Below are 3212 nucleotides of genomic sequence, written 5' to 3' on the forward strand. Positions count from 1 at the left end.
GGTACGCATTGGTTTCATTGCACAAAGTCCTCCTGCCTGTAGCCCTGAATATAGAGCAGCGCGGTCAGGTCGCCATGATCGATGCGGACCTTGGCCTGTGCCGCCACCGTCGGCTTAGCGTGAAGCGCGACACCGGTACCGGCAAGGCGGATCATGTCGAGATCATTGGCGCCGTCACCGACGGCAATGGCGTCGGCGGGCGTCAGGCCGAGGCGCGCTGAAATTTCGATCAGCGCGTCGGCCTTGGCGGCGCGGCCGAGGATCGGTTCGCCGACCAGGCCGGTGAAGCGCCCGTCCTGCTCGAGCAGGCGATTGGCGCGGTTCTCCTGGAAGCCGAGCATTGCGGCGATTCGCGTCGTGAACACCTCGAACCCGCCAGACACGAGTGCCGTCCAGGCACCGTTGGCGCGCATGGTCCGGACCAGAACACGGCCGCCCGAGGCCAGCGTCAGGCGATTGGCGACGATGCGATCGACCACGGTGGCGTCGAGGCCCTTCAGCAACGCCACCCGCTCGCGCAAAGCCGGTTCGAAGGCGATCTCGCCATTCATGGATCGCGCGGTAATCGTGGCAACATGATCCTTGACGCCGATCTCGTCGGCCAGCTCGTCGATGCATTCCTGGTCGATCATGGTCGAATCCATGTCGGCGATCAGGATTTTCTTGCGGCGGGTTTCTGCTTCTTGGACGATCACGTCGACCGACTCGCTGGCGAGTGCCGTGCGCAAGACGGCACTCGTAGCGGCCGCGTCGGCTGCCTCAGGCAGGACGAGATCGCAGGCGATACCTTCGGCCAGCCAGACAACAGCGCTTGCGCCGACCGACCGTGAGGCCATATTCGCAAGCGACAGCGACAAAGCGCGCTCAATGGGACGGGAAACAAGCGTGGCGATGAGCGGCATGGAACATTCCGGCGGGCAGGCGGGCAAGGGCCGCGTGAAGAACGCGATCCTGATAGCCGGGCCGACCGCCAGCGGCAAGTCGGCGCTTGCGCTCGATCTGGCCGAGCGCAGGGGTGGCGTGATCGTCAATACGGATTCCATGCAGGGCTATTCGGTGCTCGACGTGCTGACCGCCCGGCCGGAGGCGGCCGACCTCGCCCGCGCACCGCATTTCCTCTACGGCCATGTCCATCCGGCGACACCCTATTCCACCGGCGCCTGGCTGCGCGACGTGATGAAACTGATCGACGACGGCACATTCTCCGAACGGACAGCGATTTTTGTCGGCGGCACCGGGCTCTATTTTCGCGCATTAGCCGAGGGCATTTCGGAAATGCCCGACATTCCGCAACGGGTCCGCGACCGTTGGCGCTATGAATTGAAGGAGCAGGGCGCCGTCAAGCTGCACAGCCTGCTGCTGCGCGAGGATTCGGCGGCCGCCATGATGCTCAAGCCAACCGACAGCCAGCGCATCGTGCGGGCATTGGAGGTTCTCGATGCGTCTGGCCGTTCGATCCTGGAATGGCAGGCAGAGCGCGGCCAGCCGCTCATCGACAGGCAAAGCGCGCGTTTCCTGGTGATCGAGCCGGATCGGGCGGCGTTGGTCGGACGCATCGACAAACGCTTCGACCAAATGCTGGACAAGGGCGCGCTGGACGAGGTCAAGCGGCTTGCGGCACTTGGCCTCGATCCCGAATTGCCGGCGATGAAAGCGATCGGCGTTCGCGAACTGCAGGCGGCGATGGCCGGAGGGATTGGCTTTCCCGAGGCAATCGAACGCGCCAAGATCGCGACCAGGCAATATTCCAAGCGGCAAACCACCTGGTTCAGGCATCAATTGGGGCCGGAATGGCTGAGGTTGCACCCCGGTGATGATCTGGAAACCACGATCTCAGCGCTTGCTTCCGATGCAACCTGAAAAGTTTACCTGCAAGGAAAGGTTCCCGTTGTGGTTGTCCAAATTAACCCTCCGTAAGCCCGCCCATGCCATAAGGTCGATGGGCACTTTTCCAACGGGGAGCAGATGCGTTTCCACAAGGCGGAATCAGCGTTTTTCGTCTTTATATTCGTGATCCTGGCCGCCGGCCTGGTGACGCTGCATGCTTATGGACTTCTGCAGTCCTTCGCCGACGAGTTGCATACGGCTTCGGGTCTGGACAAGGTCATCTATCTCAACAAGCTCTTGTTCGCGACCGGCGTGCTCCTGGCCACCGCGCTGTTCTTCGGCATTTTCTTCATCTATCCGCTGATTCGAAAACAGGCGACGGAGGAGGGCAAGCTGCGCGCCATGACGGTCTCGCTCAGCGCGCGGTCGGAAACACTCGAGCATGCGGCGCTGACCGACGGCCTGACCGGCATGCAGAACCGGCGCTATTTCGATGATGCGCTGAAGGAGTATCTCGAGGAGTTCCGGCGCATCGAAAAGCCTGTCGGGCTGATGATCCTCGATCTCGACCATTTCAAGCAGGTCAACGACACCCATGGCCATGACGTCGGCGACGAAGTGCTCAAGGCCGTCGCAAGCTGTCTCAAGGATATGACGCGCTACCACGATGTGGTGGCGCGATTGGGCGGCGAGGAGTTCGCCGTGGTCACGCCCAACATGGACGCCGAGCTTCTGGGCAAGTTTGCCGAGCGCATCCGCAAGGCGATCGCCAACATGTCGGTGCTGTCGGGCAATGTCCGCCTCAAGATCACCACCAGCGTCGGGCTAGCCGTCTGGGACCGCAAGGAAACAGCGGAAGAGTTCTATCGCCGCGCCGACCGCCAGCTTTACGAGGCGAAGAGGCAAGGCCGCAACCGCGTCTGCGCCTAAAATCCCGTCCCTGAATTCGTGAGGCTGGCCGTCTGGCGCCGTTTTCTGCGCTTCCGATGCTCACGGACTCAAATGTCCGCTCCGCTTCGGTTCTCGAAAACAGCACCACCCGACTCAGCCTGACGAATTCCCTGACGGGATTTACCCAAGCGGTCCAGGCAGGGCGCGAGCTTAGCGCGGCTTCTCAATCGGCCGGCAGAACAGCCGGGTCGCAAGCTCAATCGTTTTGCGGGCGCAGGCCGAAGGTTGCGGGCTTGAGGCCGTAGCGCATGTCGAAATCGTCGTCCGATGGCGGGCGTGCGGCGGGTGGCTTGCGGTAGTCGGGGTCGCCGGCCTGGCGGCCTGAATCCACGACCTCGGCGAAGGCCATCGCCTGCTGCGTCGATTTCGGCACGTTGCGCAATCGTTCCACGATCGCCACCAGATCGACATCGTCGCCCGGCTTCGACGTGGCC

Annotated in this window: 3 protein-coding genes and 1 pseudogene; 2 read left to right on the forward strand and 2 right to left on the reverse strand. The window is 62.7% G+C overall.

The annotated features are described in order from the left end of the window. Positions 1–14 precede the first annotated feature (14 nt). A complete protein-coding gene (gene serB, locus EN879_RS29495) occupies positions 15–902 on the reverse strand; it encodes a phosphoserine phosphatase SerB (RefSeq protein WP_082826478.1) in 888 nt (295 codons plus the stop codon). Between serB and miaA the strand changes: the two genes are divergently transcribed. Together miaA and EN879_RS29505 are read left to right on the forward strand one after the other, a co-directional pair. Beyond that, positions 892–1860 carry a tRNA (adenosine(37)-N6)-dimethylallyltransferase MiaA gene (gene miaA / locus EN879_RS29500; protein WP_063168274.1) on the forward strand — a complete coding sequence of 323 codons (969 nt, stop codon included), beginning with the start codon at positions 892–894 and terminating at the stop codon, positions 1858–1860. The genes serB and miaA overlap by 11 nt on opposite strands. 105 nt (positions 1861–1965) lie before the next feature. Beyond that, positions 1966–2757 carry a GGDEF domain-containing protein gene (locus tag EN879_RS29505; protein ID WP_013531037.1) on the forward strand — a complete coding sequence of 264 codons (792 nt, stop codon included), beginning with the start codon at positions 1966–1968 and terminating at the stop codon, positions 2755–2757. 217 nt (positions 2758–2974) lie between these two features. Here EN879_RS29505 and EN879_RS29515 read toward each other — a convergent pair. Beyond that, positions 2975–3212: pseudogene (locus EN879_RS29515) on the reverse strand (ATPase); the annotation flags it as partial.

Origin of the sequence: Mesorhizobium sp. M7A.F.Ca.AU.002.02.1.1, from assembly GCF_003998535.1 — a bacterium.
Classification (GTDB): domain Bacteria; phylum Pseudomonadota; class Alphaproteobacteria; order Rhizobiales; family Rhizobiaceae; genus Mesorhizobium; species Mesorhizobium ciceri.

Coding starts and splice junctions, on each gene's coding strand:
- miaA (WP_063168274.1), top strand. CDS start 892: ATGAGCGGCATGGAACATTCCGGCGGGCAGGCGGGCAAGGGCCGCGTG.
- serB (WP_082826478.1), bottom strand. CDS start 902: ATGCCGCTCATCGCCACGCTTGTTTCCCGTCCCATTGAGCGCGCTTTG.
- EN879_RS29505 (WP_013531037.1), top strand. CDS start 1,966: ATGCGTTTCCACAAGGCGGAATCAGCGTTTTTCGTCTTTATATTCGTG.